This window comes from Rhizobium album, assembly GCF_003122325.1.
Taxonomy (GTDB): Bacteria; Pseudomonadota; Alphaproteobacteria; order Rhizobiales; family Rhizobiaceae; genus Metarhizobium; species Metarhizobium album.
The window spans coordinates 1-19,960 of record NZ_QFBC01000017.1 but is presented as its reverse complement, the minus strand read 5'-3'; the positions used below and the strand labels follow the sequence as shown (position 1 = coordinate 19,960).

21 protein-coding genes are annotated in these 19,960 nt (G+C 62.3%); 10 read left to right on the top strand and 11 right to left on the bottom strand.

What is annotated here, in order from left to right:
* Positions 1 to 21: 21 nt before the first annotated feature.
* The 3 genes from DEM27_RS26405 to DEM27_RS26395 are packed head-to-tail and all read right to left on the bottom strand — an operon-like array spanning position 22 to position 3,655.
* The gene (locus tag DEM27_RS26405) at positions 22 to 1,086 is read right to left on the bottom strand and encodes an ABC transporter substrate-binding protein (protein ID WP_109461244.1); all 1,065 of its coding nucleotides are present in this window, start codon (positions 1,084 to 1,086) and stop codon (positions 22 to 24) included.
* Between the two features lie 17 nt (positions 1,087 to 1,103).
* Complete coding sequence (locus tag DEM27_RS26400; RefSeq protein ID WP_109461243.1) at positions 1,104 to 2,501, bottom strand: sigma 54-interacting transcriptional regulator; 1,398 nt, start codon at positions 2,499 to 2,501, stop codon at positions 1,104 to 1,106.
* Entirely contained in the window at positions 2,501 to 3,655 is a 1,155-nt protein-coding gene (locus DEM27_RS26395; protein ID WP_109461242.1) for a PAS domain-containing protein, read from the bottom strand. Before DEM27_RS26395 ends, DEM27_RS26400 begins: the two co-directional genes overlap by 1 nt.
* A 329-nt stretch (positions 3,656 to 3,984) precedes the next feature.
* On the opposite strand from DEM27_RS26395, the gene DEM27_RS26390 reads away from it, so the two are divergent.
* The 10 genes from DEM27_RS26390 (at position 3,985) to DEM27_RS26345 (ending at position 13,711) form a co-directional block, all read left to right on the top strand.
* Positions 3,985 to 5,106 (top strand): DUF4214 domain-containing protein, encoded by a 1,122-nt coding sequence (locus DEM27_RS26390; protein WP_109461241.1) that lies wholly within the window; start codon positions 3,985 to 3,987, stop codon positions 5,104 to 5,106.
* A 105-nt stretch (positions 5,107 to 5,211) separates the two neighbouring features.
* Entirely contained in the window at positions 5,212 to 5,589 is a 378-nt protein-coding gene (locus DEM27_RS26385) for a hypothetical protein (protein ID WP_109461240.1), read from the top strand.
* A gap of 91 nt (positions 5,590 to 5,680) precedes the next feature.
* Positions 5,681 to 6,052 (top strand): CopM family metallochaperone, encoded by a 372-nt coding sequence (gene copM / locus DEM27_RS26380; RefSeq protein WP_109461239.1) that lies wholly within the window; start codon positions 5,681 to 5,683, stop codon positions 6,050 to 6,052.
* Positions 6,053 to 6,315: 263 nt separating this feature from the next.
* Positions 6,316 to 7,350, top strand: coding sequence for a septal ring lytic transglycosylase RlpA family protein (locus DEM27_RS26375; RefSeq protein WP_109461238.1), 1,035 nt, complete (start codon positions 6,316 to 6,318; stop codon positions 7,348 to 7,350).
* A 99-nt stretch (positions 7,351 to 7,449) separates the two neighbouring features.
* Positions 7,450 to 8,583 (top strand): D-alanyl-D-alanine carboxypeptidase family protein, encoded by a 1,134-nt coding sequence (locus tag DEM27_RS26370; RefSeq protein ID WP_420028859.1) that lies wholly within the window; start codon positions 7,450 to 7,452, stop codon positions 8,581 to 8,583.
* 130 nt (positions 8,584 to 8,713) lie between these two features.
* Positions 8,714 to 9,400, top strand: a complete 687-nt coding sequence (gene tmk / locus DEM27_RS26365) for a dTMP kinase (protein ID WP_109461236.1) — start codon at positions 8,714 to 8,716, stop codon at positions 9,398 to 9,400.
* On the top strand, positions 9,397 to 10,410 hold the full coding sequence (locus DEM27_RS26360; protein ID WP_109461235.1) for a DNA polymerase III subunit delta': 1,014 nt from the start codon (positions 9,397 to 9,399) through the stop codon (positions 10,408 to 10,410). The genes tmk and DEM27_RS26360 overlap by 4 nt, the downstream gene beginning before the upstream one ends.
* Positions 10,411 to 10,528: 118 nt before the next feature.
* Complete coding sequence (gene metG, locus DEM27_RS26355) at positions 10,529 to 12,085, top strand: methionine--tRNA ligase (RefSeq protein ID WP_245446133.1); 1,557 nt, start codon at positions 10,529 to 10,531, stop codon at positions 12,083 to 12,085.
* A gap of 17 nt (positions 12,086 to 12,102) precedes the next feature.
* Positions 12,103 to 12,882: a TatD family hydrolase gene (locus tag DEM27_RS26350; protein WP_109461234.1), complete on the top strand. Its 780-nt coding sequence runs from the start codon at positions 12,103 to 12,105 to the stop codon at positions 12,880 to 12,882.
* A 4-nt stretch (positions 12,883 to 12,886) separates the two neighbouring features.
* Positions 12,887 to 13,711 carry an MBL fold metallo-hydrolase gene (locus tag DEM27_RS26345; protein ID WP_109461233.1) on the top strand — a complete coding sequence of 275 codons (825 nt, stop codon included), beginning with the start codon at positions 12,887 to 12,889 and terminating at the stop codon, positions 13,709 to 13,711.
* A 79-nt stretch (positions 13,712 to 13,790) separates the two neighbouring features.
* Here the strand turns inward: DEM27_RS26345 and DEM27_RS26340 are convergent, their stop codons facing one another.
* From DEM27_RS26340 to DEM27_RS26305, 8 genes are all read right to left on the bottom strand, one after another.
* Positions 13,791 to 14,210 (bottom strand): GlcG/HbpS family heme-binding protein, encoded by a 420-nt coding sequence (locus DEM27_RS26340; protein ID WP_109461232.1) that lies wholly within the window; start codon positions 14,208 to 14,210, stop codon positions 13,791 to 13,793.
* A gap of 25 nt (positions 14,211 to 14,235) precedes the next feature.
* Entirely contained in the window at positions 14,236 to 14,550 is a 315-nt protein-coding gene (locus DEM27_RS26335; protein ID WP_109461231.1) for an NIPSNAP family protein, read from the bottom strand.
* Positions 14,551 to 14,588: 38 nt separating this feature from the next.
* Positions 14,589 to 15,341 carry an SDR family oxidoreductase gene (locus DEM27_RS26330; protein ID WP_109461230.1) on the bottom strand — a complete coding sequence of 251 codons (753 nt, stop codon included), beginning with the start codon at positions 15,339 to 15,341 and terminating at the stop codon, positions 14,589 to 14,591.
* Between the two features lie 8 nt (positions 15,342 to 15,349).
* Entirely contained in the window at positions 15,350 to 16,150 is an 801-nt protein-coding gene (locus DEM27_RS26325) for an aspartate dehydrogenase (RefSeq protein ID WP_109461229.1), read from the bottom strand.
* A complete protein-coding gene (locus tag DEM27_RS26320) occupies positions 16,143 to 16,940 on the bottom strand; it encodes an alpha/beta fold hydrolase (RefSeq protein ID WP_109461228.1) in 798 nt (265 codons plus the stop codon). The genes DEM27_RS26325 and DEM27_RS26320 overlap by 8 nt, the downstream gene beginning before the upstream one ends.
* A 72-nt stretch (positions 16,941 to 17,012) precedes the next feature.
* The gene (locus DEM27_RS26315) at positions 17,013 to 17,528 is read right to left on the bottom strand and encodes a cupin domain-containing protein (RefSeq protein ID WP_109461227.1); all 516 of its coding nucleotides are present in this window, start codon (positions 17,526 to 17,528) and stop codon (positions 17,013 to 17,015) included.
* 46 nt (positions 17,529 to 17,574) lie between these two features.
* The gene (locus tag DEM27_RS26310) at positions 17,575 to 18,609 is read right to left on the bottom strand and encodes a proline racemase family protein (RefSeq protein ID WP_109461226.1); all 1,035 of its coding nucleotides are present in this window, start codon (positions 18,607 to 18,609) and stop codon (positions 17,575 to 17,577) included.
* Positions 18,610 to 18,711: 102 nt separating this feature from the next.
* Positions 18,712 to 19,824 carry a LacI family DNA-binding transcriptional regulator gene (locus DEM27_RS26305; RefSeq protein WP_128755575.1) on the bottom strand — a complete coding sequence of 371 codons (1,113 nt, stop codon included), beginning with the start codon at positions 19,822 to 19,824 and terminating at the stop codon, positions 18,712 to 18,714.
* Positions 19,825 to 19,960: the final 136 nt, after the last annotated feature.

Below are 19,960 nucleotides of genomic sequence, written 5' to 3'. Positions count from 1 at the left end.
CCGCGCCCGCCGGATCTCCGGTCAGGGTGCCGCCTTCACAGCGTTCCAGACTTCCAGGTACTTGTCGAGACGTTTCGGCTGCTGCCACATGACCAGGCTCTTGACGAATTCGACATTGTCGACCTGGCGGTCCTTCTTCATCTGCTCGTCCATGCAGCCGGCAACCGCTTTCGGATTGACCGGGAAATAGCCTGTCGACTCGGCAATGCCGCACTGACCGTCCGGCGACTGCATGAAGGACATGAACTTGTAGGCGCATTCCTCGTTCGGCGTGTCCTTCACGAGCATCATCGAGTCCATCCAGCCTTCCGCCTTTTCCTTCGGCGTGAATTCGACGACCTCAAAACCCTTCTTGAGGTTGTTGACGTCCTTGGAGGTCAGGCCGGTCCAGGCGTTCGAGACGAAGACCTCCTGGTTGGCCATCAGCTCGGTCAGTTCGCCCGCGGATGCCCAGTATTTGCGGATCAGCGGCTTCTGCTCGATCAGCTTGGCCTTGACCGCCTCGAGCTGTTCGTCGGTCAGGTCGAAGACGTTGTCATAACCGAGATAGCGGGCCGTCCAGTAAAGCGCCGACTTGTCGTCCCACATGGAGATCTTGCCCTTGTTGGCGGGGTCGAACAGCACGGCGATGCTATCCGGCTTGGAGGCGAACTTGTCCGGCCGATAGATCAGCGACACCGATCCCCAGATCAGCGGCACGGCCCAGGTCGAGCCTTCCGCGACAACATCGCCATTCTGGGAGAATTCCGGATAGATATCGGCGCTGCCCTCGACTTTCGCGGTATCGATCGGCGCGACGAAACCGGCAAGTCGCATCATCGGCACGGTGTCGAGCGACGGAGTGATGATGTCGTAGACGCCACCGCCGGCAGCCAGCTTGGCGGCGAAATCGTCGTTGGAGCCGACATAGGCGGCTGTCACCTTGCAGCCGGAGGCGGCCTCGAACTTGCTGATGAAGCCTTCGGTGGCATAACCCTCCCAGGTCAGAATGTTGAGTTCGGCGGACATGGCTGTCGCGGTCTGCGCCAGCACGCTTGCCGTCGCCATGGCGGCGATCAGGGCGGTCTTCAGTATTTTCATGCTCATTCCCCTTTTCTCTTCGTTCATTGTTTTCGTTTCGTCTTGCGGACGAGCGTCGCAATATCGATGCCGAGCGCCTTGGCGGCGCTTCGTTTGCTTCCATTCTCGACGATGGATTTTTCCAGGATCCAGGCCTCGAATTCCTGGACGAGTTCCTTGAACTTGGCCGGTGGCGGCGTATCCGACGCGGAGAGGGGCACGGCCATGGCCTTCGTTTCTGCGACCGGCACCGGCGCGACGAAATGTTCGGTGCGGGCAATGTCGTCGGCCGCCGCCGCCGCGCGCTCCAGGACGTTCGCCAGTTCCCGGATGTTGCCCGGGAAGGCGTGCGATCCGAGACGCTCGCGGAATTCCGGCGAGAGCCGCAATTGCGGCTTGCGTCCGGCATTCAGTCGCCGCAGATGGTGTTCGATAAGCGCGTCCAGGAGATCGGGCCGGCTTCGGAGTGGCGGCAACGCGAAGGTCATGACCGCAATCCGGTAATAGAGGTCGCTGCGGAACGCGCCGCTGCCGACCAGCTCCGAGAGGTTCTCGTTGGTGGCGGCGAGAATGCGGATGCGGGCCTGCCGCCTCTGGGCCGAACCGAGCCGGCTGAAGGTCTGGGCTTCGAGGAAGGCCACCAGCTTCGACTGCATGGTCGGCGAGAGGTCGGTGATCTGGTCGAGGAACAGAATGCCGCCGTCGGCCGCCTCGACATAACCGAGCTTGCCGCGGGTCGAGGTGTCGAGCGGCGACCCCGGCTCGATGCCGAACATTTCCGCCTCGAACTGCGCATCCGACAGCATGCCGCACCGAACGTGGACGAAAGGAGCAGCACCCGGAGCGTTCGCCCGGCCGATCAGCCGCGCCAGCTCCGTCTTGCCCGTACCGGTCTCGCCGGTCAGCATCACGCTTGCGCCGCGTTCCAGCGCCGTATCGGCGGCTTTGCGCATAGCCTCGATGCAGGGGGAGGCGACAAAACTCGTTTTTGCCCCCAAGGCTTCGGTTTCGAAGCGGAAATTGTCCGATCCGTCGGGCGCACGCGTCGTCCGGCCTGCCTCGCGCATGATCAGCAACGCGCCGTAGGCGCCGCCATCCGGGGTCCGCAGGATGCTCAAGGTGGCGACGACATTGCGCTGGGAGTTGAGCGTGCCGGAAACCTCAAGGCGCTTGAGCTGCTGCAGCGCGGTCCACAGTTTCTGGATGATCGGGCCGGCGGTCTTGGCATGTTTGCCGAGCTCGGTGCCGACCAGGTCGCCCCGGGCAAGGTTGAGCAACATCTCCAGCCTGCCGTTGACGAGTTTGATCCGGCCGTCCGCTTCGAGGAACGCTGCGCCATCCGGCATGGCGTCGAGGAAGGCGGCAAATTGCGGGTCGTCCACGAAGGAGGGCCGCAGGCGGCGATGGGTGAGGCTGGCGACGTCGTTGGCATAAAACTTCATCACGCCACCTCCTCTGCCGCGTGGCGGGAGCGGCGCCTGGCCTTGCGCCGGGCCGTAAGCACGTAACGCCTGATCTCGCCTTCCATGCGGGCGGAGCGGAACCGCCAGGTGCTGCGGCTGTCATCGGCCGAAACGATTCCCAGGTCGCATTCCTGATCCTCGCCGTCGGATGCCGCCTGCCGGAGCTTTTCCGTGGCATGGCGCGTTTCGACGAAGCCCTGGATCGGTCGCCCGAGGATCTGCTCGCCCGCCCGCCCCCAGGCGGTTTCGACGGCAGGGTTTGCGGCCAGCACGATGCCCTCCTCGGAAATGACGAGGATCGGATCGGGCGTGGCGCTGAGGATGTCGAGCATGCTGTCGGCACGGTCGGACAGTTGCTGCTCGCGGATGCGCGACGGACCGATGTCGCGTGTCGTTCCCCAGAGGCGGACGAGCAGGCCGTTCTGGATCGCGGCGCGAAAATCGTTCTCGACCAGCATTTCGCTGCCGTCATGCCGGCGGTCGACGGCGGCGGCATGGTCGAGGCGGTAGTTGGCGCGTACCAGGTCGCGAACCATCTTTCGGTTGACCTCGGTATTGGGAAAATAACGCGAGACCGGCTGCATATTGAAATCGAGCCCTTCCGGCACCCGGTAGAGCCTTGCCATCGCCTCGTTGCAGGCGCGCCAGCGGCTCTCGTTGGTGAAGACACGCTCGACGATCTCCTCTTCGCTGAGCGAGATATCGACCGGTTCGAGGAATTCGATGCACCAGCAGGCCTCGGTCGCAGCGCCGATCATCTGCGACAGGATCTCGACGCGTTCGACAAGTTCCGGGCCGATGCCCAGCACCTCGGCGGGAAGCGGCTGCTTGACCACTGCCAACCCTCGCGCCCCGTCACGGATGATGGTCGCGACCATGGGGATCTCGCTATAATTCCGGGAATTGACCCAGACCGGAAAGGCCGGATCGGCCGTCTGCGCGCCGCTGGCAATCGCGCGCAGCGCCTGCGCCGAACTGCTGCTGTAGATCCGCTCGAGACCAACCTTCTCATGGGCGGAAATCCCCAGTTCGCTTGCCTCGAAATCGTTGATGGCGACGATCGAACCGGTCTCGTCGATCCAATCCACCAGGAAGGACTCGTAACCGGCAAGGTCGGGCGTGATGCGTATCATTGCGTGATCCTGCTGCTGAAAGGCTGACCCGATCCGCAGCGGCTGGTTAAAAAGGATGCGCCGATCCAGCCATACGGGGGAATAATTTCAAGCCTAGATTCAAAAAACCGAAAAGAAACGGGTTTTTTGATCGAGATGTGCGCGAAACCGCATCGATATGCTGCAACATTGCATTTACTGCGCGATATCGGGCGGCCGACCGCAGACGAAACCGGTTTTTTGCACTTTCTTCCAACCGGTGGCAGGCGTGCTGCGGCTCGACGTTAACGCTCCCGTTTCCATTCTCGCCTATCGTGGGGTCGTTGATTTCCGCAGACGGACGATGGCGAATGGCAACTGGCAGCTATGATGATTTTTTCGGTGCCCTGCGGCAGCGGGAGTCGAGTGGCAACTATGCCGTGGTCAATTCTGCCGGTTATGCCGGCGCCTACCAGTTCGGCGAGGCCGCACTTTTCGACCTTGGTTATGCCGCCCGTGATTCCAACCTGTTCGACAATCGCTACACCAGCGGTTTTACGGGCAAGAACGGCATCACCAGCCTGCAGGATTTCCTCTCCGACAAGGCCGAGCAGGATGTCGCCGCCGCTTCGTGGTTCCAGATGTTGTGGAGCCGCATCCGCGCCGCCGATCTGGAATTTTACGACGGACAGACCCTGAACGGCGTGCTGCTGACGAAAAGCGGGATGATCGCCGCCTCGCATCTTGCCGGCACGGGCGGGCTGAAAACCTTCATCCAGTCCGGCGGTACCAAGTCGGCACAGGATTCCAATGGCACGAGCGTGGTGAACTACCTGAAACTGTTTGCCGGCTACGAAACGCCCTCCACTTTCATCGACAATCTGGAGAAGGGCAATTCGGTCAAGGGCGGTCCCGGCAACGATGTCTTCTTCACCAGGGCAGGCGACGACCGCATCGATGCCGGGGCTGGTATCGATACCGCGCGTTTTTCCGGTTCCCGCGCCGAATACAGCATTGCAGCGGATGGCAGTACCACCACCGTAACCAGTCAGCGCGAGGGGCACGACACATTGACGGGTGTCGAGCGGCTGCAGTTTGCCGATGGCACGCTTGCGCTCGATCTCCAGGGTAGCGCCGGGCAGGCCTATCGCATCTACCAGGCGGCGTTCGACCGGACACCCGATGCGGACGGATTGCGGTACTGGATCGAAACGATGGACACCGGAGCGACCTTGCTCAAGGTCGCGCAGGGCTTCGTCGGATCGTCCGAATTCGTCTCCGTCTACGGCGCCGGCGTCGGCAATGCCGATTACATTGCCCGGCTCTACGAAAACGTCCTCGGTCGGGCAGGGGAGGCGGGCGGCATTGCCTATTGGGAGGACAGGCTCGTCGGAGGTGCCACGAAAGCGGAAGTGCTGGCCGGGTTCTCCGAAAGTGCGGAAAATATTCTCGGCGTGTCGGCTTCGATCGCCGATGGTATCTGGTATGTCTGAGGAACGGCCGAGCCGAAGTTTTGGCTGGCCGCCCGATATCGATGCAGGTGCCGATCGCCAACCGGCCGGTATTGTGTTTCCTTGCCGGAAAGCTAAAATCGCGCCATGCGAAACTTCGTCGCCATCATGATGTTTCTTGGCCTGCTCGGTTATTGCGCCATGCCGGCCGTGGCGGCCATGCCGGGTTTTGCCGACCTGACGTCATCCGGTTCGGTCATGGCCGGCGAGATGCATGTCCACGGCGACAACATGCCTGCGAACGATCATCGCCATCGCGACCATGCGGCGAAACGGCAATCCGGCAGCCTGTGTCCCGATGGTTGCGGCATGACGCACACGGCGTCCTGCCCGGCCTGTCTGGTGATCCTGCCGGCGGTGGATACCGACGGCGGCATCCTTCCCTGGCGTTACGGCATGCCGTTGCGTCAGCATCCGCTTGTCTCTGCCGATCTTGTACCGCTGTTGCCGCCGCCGCGCGTCTAGTTCCTGTCACGACGATACTGGCGTCGACGCTGCCGGCCTCTGGTCGGCATAGCCGGAACGCTGAAACGACATGAACACAGGAAAAGACAAGATGTTTAAACGATATGCCCTTTCTGCAGCAGCACTGCTGCTCGCCCTGTCGCCGGTGCTGGCCGAAGAAATGACCGGTCATGACCACTCGGCGATGCAGATGACCGAAGGCGATCAGGCCGCCTCCAGCAAGGCTTTCGCCGAAGCCAACACCAGAATGCACAAGGACATGGCGCTCGAGTACAGCGGCGATGCGGATGTCGATTTCGTCCGCGGTATGATCCCGCATCATCGCGGCGCCATCGACATGGCGAAGGTGCAGTTGCAGTACGGCAAGGACCCCGAGATCCGTGCCTTGGCGGAAGCGGTGATCAAGGCGCAGGAGGCGGAAATCGCCGAGATGGAAGCCTGGTTGGCGAAACACGCCAAGTAACGAGGCGACCCCAAACCGGGGAGGACGCCGGAGCCAACCGGCGTCCTCCCTCTTCGACATCGTGTTTCCCCGGCCTTGCCTTGATAGCGATCTGTTAACCATATCAAAGGCTTTCCTGTCCCAAAACCGTATTTCGTTCGCAATTCCGCCACGTTATTATCATGCTTAAGAACCTGTTAGAGGCCTGATGGCAGACGGTGGCGGGCCGTACCGATCAGGCGGACGGCGCGTCGAGTAATGCGTAGCGTATCGGTTTGGGACAGATGGCGTTAAAGTTGAGTGTGGCGGATCTTTCCCGGAGATGGCAGTGGCTTGCCATTCCGGTTCTATGTCTGAGCGTGGCCTCCTGTGGCACGGTCAAGGAAAAGCCGAAAAAGCCGACGCCGCGCAGCAAGGAATATTTTTCCGAAAAGGAATATGGCGTCAAAGCCAGCCCGCGCGTTGCCTACGGCAAGAACATCCCCAAGGGCGGCGGCCGCTATCTCGTCGGCAAACCCTATGTGGTGAAGGGCAAGACCTACGTGCCGCGCGAGGATTTCGGCTACGACAAGGTGGGCATCGCCTCCTGGTACGGTTCCGCCTTCCACGGGCGCCTGACGGCGAACGGCGAGGTCTACGATCTCGACCATCTTTCCGCCGCGCATCCGACCTTCCCGCTGCCGAGCTATGCGCGCGTCACCAACGTCGAGAACGGCACCTCGATCATCGTCCGCGTCAACGATCGCGGCCCCTACCATCCGGGCCGCCTGATCGACGTGTCGAGCAAGACCGCCGACATGCTCGACCTGAAACACAGCGGCACCGGCAAGGTGCGGGTGCAATATGTCGGCAAGGCCCGCATGGACGGCCACGACATGCCGTATCTGATGGCGTCCTACGTCAAGAAGGGCGACCGTTTCCGCGGCGTCAATCCGGAAGGCCAGATCGCGTCGGGCGTCATGGTCGCCTCCAACGAGAGCATGGGCGACCAGGTTCGCGCGCTCGACGCCAGCAGCTCTACGCGCACCAGCCTGGCCGGCGACACGCCGAGCGCGGCGTTCGAGGTGATGCCAACCGTCAATTCGAATGCGACCGCGGCCTTCGACCAGTTCGTGGTGCTGCCGGAAACCGGGCCTTTCCCGCTGGAGCGACCGGAGTTCCTCATGGTTCCCGGCGCAAGTTATGCCGCTGCTTATGCCGAGACCCCCGTCGTCACCGTCCAGCTCGCCTTCGATGCGGTGACGGAGCGCAATGACGGCCTGACGCAGCAATCCATCCTTGCCTCCGTCAACCGCCGGCAGGTGCAGCAACAGCGCTGAAGGCGTGCTGTTTTGCTTGGCACCGCGCCTCCGGTTGTTTTAAATCGGCACAGTCGCTCAACGGGAATCGCCATGCGGACAGTGCTGCAGTTTCTGGTCATCTGCCTGCTTTGGTTCGGTCCGGCGCTTGCCGCGACGGCGCCGAATGGCGCGGCGTTCGAAACCAAGGCCAAGCAGATCTATATGATCGAGGCTTCGACCGGCACGGTGATCATCGCCAAGGATGAGGACGTGCCGGTATCGCCGGCCTCGCTTGCCAAGCTGATGACGATGGAAATCGTCTTCGACGCGCTGCGCAAGGGCGAAATCCAGCCGACGACAGAATATGCCGTGTCCGAACACGCCTGGCGGACAGGCGGGGCGCCGTCGCGCACCTCCACCATGTTCGCGGCGCTGAAATCGCGCGTCAGCGTGCTCGATCTCATCCAGGGCGTGACGGTGCAACTCGCCAACGACGCCTGCATCATTCTTGCCGAAGGGATGACCGGTTCGGAAGACGCCTTTGCCGAGCGGATGACGAAGCGGGCGCGGGAGATCGGCCTGCCATCAGCGACATTCGCCAATCCCACCGGCCTGCCCGATCCGCGATCCAAGATCAGCATGCGCGAACTGGTGACGCTCACTCGCCACATCCAATCGACCTACCCGGAATTTTTCCCCTATTACGCCCAGGCGGAATTCGAGTGGAACAAGATCCGCCAGCGCAACCGCAACCCGCTGGTCGGCGCCAACATCGGTGTCGACGGCTTTGCGACCGGCTTTGCCGAGGGCGAGGGGTATTCGATCGTCGCCACGGTCAACCGCGACGGAAAGCGGCTGTTCCTTGCCATGGGCGGGCTGGCGAACGAAAAGGAGCGGCTGGAAGAGGCCAGGCGTATCCTCGATTGGGGCATCAGCAACTTCCAGACGAAGCGCATCTTTGCCGACGGCGAAGTGATCGGCGCGGCAAGCGTCTATGGCGGAGAGCAGTCGAAGGTCGATCTCGTCGCCAGGGCACCGGTCGATGTCTTCGTGCCGATAAACAATCCGGAGCGGCTGGCGGCGCGGATCGTCTATCGCTGGCCGCTCAAGGCGCCGGTGGAAAACGGTTTCCAGGCGGGAACGCTGCGGGTGTTTTCCGGAGAACGGCTGTTGCGTGAACTGCCGCTCTATACCGCTGCGGCCGTGGGACAGGGCACGCTGGTCAGCCGCGCGACGGATGCGGTTCTGGAACTGATGTTCTTCTGGCTGTAAAAGCGCCGTCGCGCCCCTATATATGGTCGTAAAACCGGAACCGCCCGGGCGTGTCCGGTTTCGCCGGCGCAAGAGTTGGGTTAAACAGGTCGGATGCCGGAAGTTTTATGCATAAAGCAGGACATGGTCGTTGGCTGAAGGATCGGGTTTGTTCGTCAGTTTTGAAGGCGGAGAAGGAGCGGGCAAATCGACCCAGATCCGTCTTCTCGCGGATTCATTGTCGAGCCGTGGCCATGAAGTGCTGATAACCCGCGAGCCCGGCGGTTCTGCCGGCGCCGAAGCCGTGCGGCATGTGCTGCTGTCGGGTGCGGCGGAAGAATTCGGCACGCGCATGGAGGCGATCCTGTTTGCCGCCGCCCGCAGCGATCATGTCGAACAGGTCATCCGGCCGGCCCTCGACAAGGGTGTCGTCGTGCTCTGCGACCGTTTCATGGATTCGTCGCGGGTCTACCAGGGCGTGACCGGAAACCTGGATGCCGATTTCATCGAAACGCTGGTGCGCATCGCCGTCAACGGCACCTATCCCAGCCGCACCATCATTCTCGACATCCCGGCGGAAATCGGCCTGAAGCGGGCACGCGTCCGCGCCGGGTCCGATACCGCCGAGCCCGACCGTTTCGAAAAAGAAAAGACCGAGACGCACGAGAAGCGCCGGGAGGCCTTTCTCGACATCGCCGCCGCCGAGCCGGAGCGCTGCAAGGTGATCGACGCGACACAAGCCCAGGGAGTGATCGCCGGCGAGGTTCTGGCCGCCGTCGAACCGTTGCTCGGCACCGTGCCCGCCGACCGGCACAAGGAACCGGAAGCAGCGCAATGAGCGAAGACAAACCGGGCGTCCTCGACGGCGCCATTCCGCCAGCGGAAAACACCCGCCTTTTCGGCCATGACGAGGCGCAGGCCTTCCTGGCGCAGTCCTATCGGTCCGGCAAGGGTCACCATGCCATCCTGATCGAGGGGCCGGAGGGCATCGGCAAGGCGACACTCGCCTTCCGTTTCGCCAATCATGTGCTCAGCCATCCGAATCCGGCCACGGCGCCGGAGCGGCTTGCCGATCCTGATCCGGCGTCGTCCGTCAGCCGGCAGATCGCAAGCGGCGCCTCGCACAACCTGCTGCACCTGGCGCGGCCGGTGGACGAAAAATCCGGCAAGGTGAAATCGGCGATCACCGTCGACGAAGTCCGCCGCGCCGGCAAATTCTTTTCGCAAACCTCCGGCACCGGCAACTGGCGCATCGTCATCGTCGATCCCGCCGACGACCTGAACCGCAGTGCCGCCAATGCCATCCTGAAGATTCTGGAGGAGCCGCCGAAGCAGGCGATGTTCCTGGTGCTGTCGCACGCCCCCGGCAAACTCCTGCCGACCATCCGCTCCCGCTGCCTGCCCCTGAAACTGGCGGCGCTCGACGACCACGCCATGCACCAGGCAACCGCTCATCTCGGGCTCGATATCGACGGCCGGACGCTCGCAGCGGCGCAGGGCAGTGTCTCCGAGGCGCTGAAACTCGTCAACTACGGCGGCATGGATATCGTCGCGGCCTTCGAACAGGTTCTCTCCTCGCAGGGGCCGACGGCGCGCAAGGCGATGCACAAGCTGGCCGACGCCCTGTCCTCGAAGGACGCGGAGACGATCTTCGCATTTTTCGTCAGCCATATCGGCGACCATATCATGGGCCGGGCGCGGCAGGCGGCGCTTTCCGGCGATATCCGCACCGCCGATCATTTCGCCCGGCTGTCGTCGTCGATCGGCGAGCGGCTGACCGTGGCGCAGGCCTACAATCTCGACCGCAAGCAGACGATCATTTCCATCCTCGGCGAACTGGCGGCCTGACGAAAACCGAAGGGCGGCCGGCGATCACCGAAACTTGCTGTTTCGCTTGGCGGCAACATGGAGTAAGAGCGGCGTTGAATTTTTTAAAAACCGCAAGCTGCCGGACAAGACGCCGATCATGACCACCAAGACGCCCTTCTACATCACCACCGCGATTTCTTACCCCAACGGCAAGCCGCATATCGGCCATGCCTACGAACTGATCGCCACGGATGCCATGGCGCGCTACCAGCGTCTCGACGGTCGCGACGTGTTTTTCCTGACCGGCACCGACGAGCATGGCCAGAAGATGCAGCAGACGGCGCGCGCCGAGGGCATCACCCCGCAGGAACTTGCCGATCGCAACTCGGCCGAATTCCAGGCGATGGCGGTCATGCTCAATGCCTCGAACGACGATTTCATCCGCACCACCCAGGCGCGCCATCACGAGACGTCGCAGACGATCTGGAACCTGATGGCCGACAACGGCGACATCTACAAGGACAGCTATGCCGGCTGGTATTCGGTGCGCGACGAAGCCTATTACCAGGAAGATGAAACCGAAGTGCGCGCCGATGGCGTGCGTTACGGACCTCAGGGCACGCCGGTGGAATGGGTGGAGGAAGCAAGCTACTTCTTCAAGCTTTCCGAATACCAGGACCGCCTGCTGAAGCACTACGAGGAAAACCCGGACTTCATCGGCCCGGCCGAACGCCGCAATGAGGTGATCTCTTTCGTCAAGGGCGGCCTGAAGGACCTTTCGGTGTCGCGGACCACCTTCGACTGGGGTATCAAGGTGCCGAACGATCCGGCGCATGTCATGTATGTCTGGGTCGACGCGCTGACCAACTACATCACCGCCACCGGCTACCTCGAAGACAAGAACGGCCCGAGGGCGAAATACTGGCCGGCCGACGTGCATATCATCGGCAAGGACATCATCCGCTTCCACGCCGTCTACTGGCCGGCCTTCCTGATGTCGGCCGGCGCGCCGCTGCCGAAGCGGGTCTTCGCCCACGGCTTCCTGCTCAACAAGGGCGAGAAGATGTCGAAGTCGCTCGGCAACGTCGTCGATCCGGTCAATCTGGTGAACCATTTCGGCCTCGACCCGGTGCGCTACTTTTTCCTGCGCGAAGTCTCCTTCGGCCAGGACGGCAGCTACAGCGAAGAGGCGATCGGCACACGCATCAATTCCGATCTCGCCAACGGCATCGGCAACCTCGCCAGCCGCTCGCTGTCGATGATCGTCAAGAACTGCGACGGCAAGATCCCGACGCCGGGCGCGCTGACCGACGAGGACAAGACGATGCTCGCCTCCGCCGATGCGCTTCTGGCCTCGACCCGCGACGACATGGGCAAGCAGCTCATCCACCGGGCGCTCGCCTCGATCATCGCCGTCGTGTCGGAGACCGACCGCTATTTCGCCGGCCAGGAACCTTGGGCGCTGAAGAAGACCGATCCGGAGCGCATGGGAACCGTGCTTTACGTCACGGCGGAAGTGGTGCGCCAGATCGCCATCCTGCTGCAGCCGTTCATTCCGGGCTCCGCCGAAAAGCTGCTCGACCTCGTGGCCGCGCCTGCGGACGCCAGGGATTTCGCGGCACTGGGCGAGGCAGGCCGGCTGGTTCCGGGTACGCCGCTGGAAGCGCCGAAGCCGGTGTTTCCGCGCTACGTACCGCCGGAAACGGACGCCTGAGGGCTGGATAGACACCGATGCTGATCGATACCCATTGCCATCTGGATTTTCCGGATTTCGCCGAAGAGCGTGACCAGATCATCGAACGTGCCCGTGATGCCGGCGTCCGGCAGATCGTCACCATCTCGACGCGGGTTCGTAAACTGCCGGACCTGCTGGCGATCACCGACCGCTACGACAACGTCTTCTGTTCCGTCGGCACGCATCCCAACAATGCCGACGAAGAGCTCGACGTCACCGCCGCCGATCTCGTCAGGCTGTCGGCGCATCCGAAGATCGTCGCCATCGGCGAGGCGGGGCTGGACTATTTTTACGACACGCAGAAGCCGGCAGACCAGAAGGCCGGCCTGTTGCAGCACATCGAGGCGGCGCGCCAGACCGGCCTGCCGCTCGTCATCCACAGCCGCAGCGCCGACGAGGACATGGCGGCGATCCTGACCGAAGAAACGGCCAGGGGCGCCTTTCCCTTCATCCTGCATTGCTTCTCCTCGGGGGCGGAGCTTGCCCGCGTCGGTGTCGCGCTCGGCGGCTACGTTTCCTTCTCCGGCATCCTGACCTTCCCGAAATCGGAGGAACTGCGCGAGATCGCCGCAACGGTGCCGCTCGACAGGCTGCTGGTGGAGACGGACGCGCCTTACCTGGCGCCAAAACGCTGGCGCGGCAAACGCAACGAACCGTCCTACGTGGTCAACACCGCCGAGGTGTTGGCGCAGACCATGGGCATCAGCGAAGCGGAGATGGGCGACATCACCACCGAAAACGCCTATCGCATCTTCACGAAGCTGCCGCGGATCTGAGGCCGTGAGTTACCGGCGCCGCTTCACGATCCTCGGCTGCTCGTCGTCTCCGGGCGTGCCGCGCATCAATGGCGACTGGGGCGCCTGCGATCCGGATAACCCGAAGAATCGCCGCACGCGGGCCGCCTTTCTCGTCGAGCAGACCGGACCGCACGGCACCACGACGGTGGTGATCGATACCGGCCCGGATTTCCGCGAACAGGTGATCGCCGCCCGCGTCAAGCATATCGACGCCGTGCTCTATACGCATGCCCACGCCGACCACCTGCACGGCATCGACGATCTGCGCGGCTATTTCATTACCGCCCGCCAGCGCATTCCCATTTACGCGGACGCGCCGACCATGGCGCGCATCCGCGAAGGGTTCGGTTATTGCCTGCAGACGCCGCCCGGCAGCAACTATCCGCCGATCGTCGAACCACGGATCATCGAAGACATCCAAACCCCGATCGTCATCGACGGCGCCGGCGGTCCGATCTGTTTCCGGCCGCACCTGCAGGTGCATGGCGACATCCATTCGCTGGGATTCCGTATCGGCGATGTTGCCTACTGCAGCGACGTCAGCGATTTTCCCGAAGAGACCATCGGCAAGCTGCATGGGCTGGATGTTCTGGTCATCGATACACTGCAATATCAGTTCCACCCGAGCCACCTGTCGCTGACGCAGGCGCTCGGCTGGATCGAGCGCTTCAAGCCGAAGCGCGCCATCCTGACGCATATGCACGTGCCGCTGGATTACGAGACGGTGCTGCGCGAAACGCCGCCGCATGTAGAGCCGGCCTACGACCAGATGGTGTTCGAGGCCGTGCCGGAGAGCCTGGATATCTGAGGCGCAAGCCCCGGATGCGGTGACGGTTCCCCGGCCTGGCTGCCCACCGCGCCGCCATGTTAAAAACGCGATTTGCCGATCACAGGGGATCGGCACCGATGGCGGCCAATGCCGCCCGTGCGACTGCAAAATCCTGCTCTCCGGTCCCTGACCCGACACCGATTGCCCCCGCAAGCCTTCCGCCGAAGCGGATCGGCAGGCCACCGGGCAGGGGCGTGACGCCGCCCTGCGAGGCGATACCGGCTGACGTGCCGAATTCGAAAGACATGGTCCCGGTCGGCGCATTGATCGATGCGGCGGTCCGGGCTTTCGACAATGCCGTGCGCATGCTGAGATATTTGGCGCCGTCCATCCGGACGCTGGCAATCGTTTCACCGCTGCCATCGACGATGAAGATGCACTGCGGCACCCCCATCTCTTCTGCGAATGTAACGGCAGCCGTGAGGGCCTTGAGGGCGCCCGGGTGAGTCAGGGCCAGCGTTTCTTTGACGTATTGCATCGTGTCTCGCCTTGTGTTTCGGCCGTCAGGATAGGGGAGAGAAGGGGGTCGGCGCAAGGAAACGGATCGTCTGCGTGTCGACCAGGCCCTTGATGCTGGCGAGGTAGCCGGACCAATCCGGATCGGCGAGCATTTTTTCCCGCCGCGCCGTACGCTCACCCAAGTCCTGCCAACGCCACATCGAGACGAAGTGGTTCAGTTCGCCGATATCGGAGGTGAAGAAACCCACCGGTTCGCCGAGATGCGCGCGCTGGATCGGCAGGCCCAACCGCATGTAGCAATCGACGAAATCGCCGAGGAAACCGGCCCGTATTCTGTAATCCCGTTCTTCCAAAAGCATTGTCAGGTTCCGTGAAAATTACCCATTGTGCGGCCGGTTCACCAGGCAGAGGCGCCGCCATCCACCGTCATCATCGATCCGGTGGCGAAAGCGGATTCGTCGCTGGCCAGATAGAGGATCGCTTTGGCGATATCGTCCGGCTGGCCGACCCGCGCCATTGGCGAGCGGGCCTTGAGGCCCCGGACGAAAGCGTCCGGATCGGCGACCTCCTTGAGCATCTTGTCGTAATAATTCGACCAGATGACGCCGGGGGCGACGGAATTGACGCGGATATTGTCGTCCGCATGGTCGAGTGCCATGGCGCGTGTGAGCGCGCTGACGCCGCCCTTGGCGGCGACGTAAGCGGCACGGTCCTTGATGCCGAAGGTGACGATGTTCGAGGCGGTGTTGACGATGCTGCCGCCGCCGCGTGCCCGAAGAGCGGGTACGGCGTATTTGGAGCAGAGATAGACACCTTTCAGATTGACGGCGACGATATCGTCCCAATCGTCCTCGCCGGTGGTTTCCACCGTACCGATCATGCCGCGGCCGGCATTGTTGACGATGATGTCGAGGCCGCCGAATGTCGAGACGGCAAGCGCGACCATCGCCTTCACTTCGGCGCTGTCGCGGACGTCGACCTTGCAGCCGACGGCATTCTCGCCCAGCGCCGCCGCGACGGCGTTGGCGGCATCGCCGTTGAAATCGGCGACGACGACCTTTGCCCCCTCGCGAACGAAAACCTCCGCGGTGGCTGCGCCGATACCGGCACCGGCGCCGGTGACGATTGCGATTTTATCCTGAAGACGCATGGTGGACCTCACAATTCTATTCTCTGGAAATGACGACGGAGAGCCTGCTCGACGCTGAGCGCGGCGAGCCAGGATGTTTTGGGATTGTCGGGCAGCGGCCTGTTGTGGAGCACGATGTCGAAACTGCCGAACGAGCCCTTGGCGCTGACGTGATGGCTGTTGCCGTCCGCTGCGGGGTCGGCGACGAGGGTCACGGCCGTCGCGTCGAAGCCGATGCCGGCCAGCGCCACGGCAGCCGTGACATTGGCGTTCTTGGGATAGATGGACGAGGCTTCGCGGGCATTGCCCTCGAAGATCACCGTTCGCTGCGTCAGTGCGGAAAGATCGTGATGTTTTTCCGCCAGGCTGCCCTTCCAGGCGGCCGGAGGCTTCGTCCCGGTGTACACCACGCGATCCAGCCCGCCGAGTTTTGCCGACCGCAGCGCATCCAATCCGCCGACCGCTCCGGAAACGACCGTTAGCCGGCTATGGCCGTGACTTGCGGCCAGATCGAGGGTAGCCAGCAGCTCGGCATCGCCGAGGCTGCCGATCGAGACGACGATCACATCGATACCAGCCCGCAACAGCGCCGGCACATCGTGCCTGACCGCCCCATGGCTGGCGCATTCGACGACGACCGACGGCCCCCATTTCACCAGAGCATCGACGTCACGGAAAAACGCGATGCCGTCGCGCTCGACCTCGGCTCCTTTCGAGACCAGCGCGGCGGCAACGGCGATATCGCCGCCGGCGTTTTTCAAGGATTGCTCCAGACTGCGGGCCATGGCGCCAAATCCGATGACGGCGACCTTTTGGGGATTTCTATTCATGCGTCTCCTCCAAGAACCGCCGCACCGTCTCGGCATATTGCTCCGGATGGACCCTCGGGAAAAAATGCGCGCCATCGATCACGGCCAGCCGGGCACCGGGGATCATTGCCGCCAGTGTCCGGCTATGGGCAAAGGGGATCAGGGCATCGTCGGTGGCGCCGATCACCAGCGCGGGGACGGTTATCTTCGAAAGATCGTTGCTCCGTTCATCAATCAGGAGCATCTCGATACGCGCTTCCGCAACCGACATGGGCGACAGCGTGGCTGCCGCATTGTCGACCGCCCTTTGCAGCAGTTTCTCGTTCTCGTCGAGAAAACTCGCCGGAAAACCGATGGCGTGGGTCAGCTTCTGGTAGACCCTCGGTCCCGCTTCGCGCAGCACGGCGAGCCGGGCTTCGAACATCGCCCTGAAGCGGGCATCCGGCTTTTCCCAGCTGCCGCTGATGACGAGCGTTTTTACCACTCCGGGCGCATCGAGCGCCATGTATTGCGCCACCATCCCGCCCGTCGAGTGACCGACGACATGCGCAGCATCGATGTTTTCAGCCTTCAGGATTTCGATGGCATCGCCGGCGATCCGTGAAATGGAATATGGTCCCTCGGGCCGGTCGCTGCGGCCGGTTCCGCGATGATCGAACGCGATGACCCGGTAACGATCCGCAAGCAGCGGAACGATATCGCTCCAGAAACTTGCCGCTCCTCCGAGGCCGGGAATGAGCAGCAAGGCTTCGCCTTGGCCGGAGACGTCATACGTCACCCGGCATCCATCGGATACCGATACTGTGGGCATGTTTCTTCCCGACGTTTCGAGCATGTCCAGCCGAAGCGACCGCGCTTTCGCACCGGACGATGCGGTAAAGATCTAGAGCTTGTCGGCCGCGACGAAGGCGGTGCGTTGCTCGATTTCCAGGACATTGTCTGGCCGCGCAAACGGTTCTGGCGCTTTTTCACCCGGCGCCATCGGCCGGCCGATTTCTTCGAAGAAGTGTTCAAGGCCGTTCGGCTGGATGAACCAGAGCCAGTGAAGCTCCTGGTCCGCCGAGGTGTTGATGAACATGTGCTTGCGGTTGCGGCCGACAAAAATCGTCACGCCGGGCTCGGCCACATATTCCACGCCTTCCACGACGGCCTTGCCGCGGCCGGAAATGAAATGCAGGACTTCGTCATGGACAGGATGGGCATGTTCGCGGACATAACCCTGCGGCGGCAGCGTTTGCGTTCCGAGGCTGAACGGCGTTTCGACGCCAACGGAATCGGGGGAAATCCGCACCGAGATATGGCCGTTGGCGGGCACCGGCTGCCAGAAATTCTTGCCGTCTTCCGGCTTGAGGATCAGTACATCGCCCTTTGCACCCAGGTCTTCGGCTTGCTTTTCCATTCTCATTTCTCCTCATTCGCCTGTTGAAAAACCGTCGTGCCGGTCTCTAGGTCGGAGTCTTCCATGTATCGCCGAGCTTGTAACCGGTCGGAAATGGGTCGCTCGGATCAAGGACGTACTGGTGGAAGGCCGTGATCCAGGCCGAACCGGTGATCGCCGGGCGGACGGCTGTATGACCGGCCACGCTGGTCGTTCCGAGGATTTCGCCGATGAATTCCGTACCCAGGATCGACTCGTGCACGAATTTTTCCCCGACATCGATCTGGCCCTTCGCATGCATCACCGCCAGCCGCGCGCTGGTGCCGGTGCCGCAGGGCGAGCGGTCGTGCCGTCCCGGCGAGACGATGACGGTGTTCTTCGCGCGCTTCACGCCGTTTTCCTCGCGCAACGGCCCGGCGAAAAGCGTCTGGTTGATCGTATGGATTTCCGGATTTTCCGGATGGACCGCCGGGATCTGTTCCGCCGCAGCGCGCTTGATCGTCTCGCCGACCTCGACCAGTTCCGCGGCCTCATCCGGCGTGATGGCGTAGCCCAGCTTCTGCGCATCGACGAGGACATAGATCATGCCGCCATAAGCGACGTCGACCACCATCGACCCCAGGCCCGGCACCTCGATGGTCCGGTCGAGCGCCATGGTGAAGGCCGGGACATTGTCGAAGGTGATGCTCTGACATTTCCCGCCGGCGCATGCCGCCGTGACCCGCACCAGGCCCGCCGGCGCTTCCAGTGTCAGGGTGGTGACCGGCTCGACCATCGGCACCATGCCGGTTTCCAGAAGTACGGTCGCGGTGCAGATCGTGTTGGTTCCCGACATCGGAACGTAAAACTCCGATTCCATGATGATGAACCCCGCATCGGCATCGGGATGGGTGGCGGGCAGCACCAGGTTGACGCATTGCGAGACCTTGCCGCGCGGCTCGTGCAGGAGGAACTGGCGCAGGTCATCGCCGTGTTTTTCGAGATGTTGCATCTTCTCGAACATGGTCGCGCCCGGAACGGCAAGCACGCCGCCGGTTATCACCTCGTTCAATTCACCGGCCGCATGGGCGCCGATGACATTGATCATCCTGCTGAAACGCATTGCTCGCCATCCCCATGACGTTTGTCGGGCCGAGACCTCGAACCCATGAAACGACAAGTAAACGTTTTCTCAAAAGTCGTCAATATGGCTTTTTCTACGACGTCACGCCGCCCGACCGGATGCCTTCGGGGCTACCGCAACGGAATCACGCAGGATCAGGCTCGCCTCGAACTGCATCGATGTGAGGCTCTCGCCATGTTCGAGATTGGCGATCATCGCCCGGGCCGCGTGGCGCCCGATATCGCCTGCGGGGACCGATAGCGTGGTCAGCGGCTGGTAGAGCAGGGGGGCAAAACTGACGTCTTCGAAACCGCTGACCGAAAGCTGTTTCGGCACCTCGATCCCCAGCTTGCGGCATTCCGAAAGCACGCCGCAAGCCAGCAGGTCCGTATTGCACATCACGGATGTAACCTTCGGGTTTTGCTCCATAATCCTGCGGAAAGCCATGCCGCCGTCATTGATCGTGTAGCCGGGCTGAACGACCTGCACGATCGTCTCCAGCCCGTTGTCGCGCATGATCTTTTCATAAGTATCCAGGCGTGACTGCTGCCTGTCGTTGCCCTGGGTGGGACCGGAGATAAGGGCGACATGCGTATGACCGAACTGCAGCATGAGTTCGGCAATCTTGCGGGTGCACCGGGCGTTGTCTATGCCGACCGAGGGCAAGGGGTGGCCTTCGAGATAGGAATAGACCTGCAGGACGGGAATTGGGTTTTTTGCAATAAATTCCAGAAGACGGTCGTCCTCAACGCGACCGAATACAAGCAAGCCTTCGGCGCCGCGATTGAATAACCGCAAGGCGGCATCGAAGATTTTTGTATTGTCATAACCGGATGTCTGAAGAAAACCGGCATAGTCTTGCGCGAAAAGCGTTTCTTGTATGCCGTGCGCCAATTCCGAGAAAATCGGATCGTCGAGTCGGGGCAGAAGCGTACCGATGGTGCGGGTTCGCGCCAACCGCAAAGCCTTGCCGGCGGAATTCGTCGTGTATCCAAGCTGCGCCGCCGCCTGCAGCACTCTCTCGGACATCTCCTTGTTGACGGTATCCGGTTTGTTTAGCACCCGGGAAACAGTGGCGATCGATACATTTGCGAGCTTCGCCACGTCGTGGACGGTCGCCCCCCGGCCACCTTGACCTTTGCTTTTCATGGAATTGTTCCTCGCCGCACGGGCGTCTGTCGGCTTGACTGCGCATATTGGCGATATTTCCGGCATTTTCAATCAGCCCTTTAATTGCGGGACTTAGTCAAGCCTGTTTTGCCCGTGCCGGGGTCATGGTCCTTTTCGAGGTCATGGCCTCATGATGATGTTCGGGTCGGATGCCTCAACGTGCGGAGCGCGGTTGTTTGTG